Raw genomic sequence first — 1,043 nt, 5'->3', positions numbered from 1 at the left:
GTTCGGTCTATTCATAAGGCAGAGGCCTGCTATGCTGCCCCAGAGACTCATAGTCTGAGTTTAGTTATTTTGCTGGCTTCTCCGTGTCATCCTTCTTTTTATAGTTCGATGAAAAAATTGATTACGCTGCCTCTGCGAGACAGTAGAGGTCCTTCATCATATGTTGCTCGTTAAAAAAGACTTTCTTTTTGCATATTCCATGTAATACCTTCAGTAATTTACCACAGAGTATCACCATTGACTGCTTTCCCCTTAAGGGATTTTGTTGTCTTGTTGTGTAATATTCATGAAGCTGTTTAAACGCTTCGTTGTGACGAATTAGCGGTACTATTACTTTGAATAGGGTGTTTCTGAGCTTCTTTCGTCCTCGTTTAGAGATATGTTTTTGTCCCTTATGTTGACCGGACGAGCTTTCACGTAATGTTAATCCCGCTAGTTTTATAAGTTGGCGTGGATTTTCATAAAGTGAGAAGCTTCCTACTTCTGATAGTAAATCAACTATTGTCGCGTCTCCTAAACCAGGAACTGAAGCCAATATTTCATATTCGATTGTTGTTTGTGCCATTGCTGCTAATTGATCATTTACAGTTTCAATTTCGGTTTCTAATAACCGATACTGACGTAAGAGCGTGGCGATTTCGTGTTGGGCCATCTGTGTTCCTTCTGTCAGTCCGATAGAGTTTTTCGCGGCTTCAATAAGAAGCTTGGCTTTCGGTAACTGTGGGGCTCTCATTCCCTTTACCTGTCGGTAAAGAAAGACTAGATCTTCAGCTGATTTCTCTTTAATATCTTTTGGTAATGGCGTCATTTCTAGTGTTGCAAGTGCCATCTTCCCGAAATTAGGAAAAACTTGAGTAAACTCTGGAAAGTAGCGATCAAGCCAACGAATGATTCGATTTTTGATACTAGCCAAATCCTCCGTCAATTTTGAACGAAGAGTGGAGCCAATACGAAGCTCAGCTTCAATGTCTTTCAGTATACGTGGATAACTGAAACGTCCATCCTTTAATAAGCGAGCGATGACTAGTGCATCTTTTTTATCG

General features: G+C 40.4%; 1 protein-coding gene. It reads right to left on the bottom strand.

Going from position 1 to position 1,043, the window contains the following annotated elements; all coding sequences use genetic code 11:
* Window positions 1–121: 121 nt before the first annotated feature.
* The coding region (locus PVA17_RS24815) for an IS110 family RNA-guided transposase (protein ID WP_274069351.1) at window positions 122–1,043 on the bottom strand (922 nt) is incomplete at its 5' end.

It is taken from the genome of Lysinibacillus sp. CNPSo 3705 (assembly GCF_028674935.1).
Taxonomy (GTDB): Bacteria; Bacillota; Bacilli; order Bacillales_A; family Planococcaceae; genus Lysinibacillus.
The sequence above is the reverse complement of the archived record's forward strand: the minus strand, read 5'-3'. Positions and strand labels throughout refer to the sequence as shown.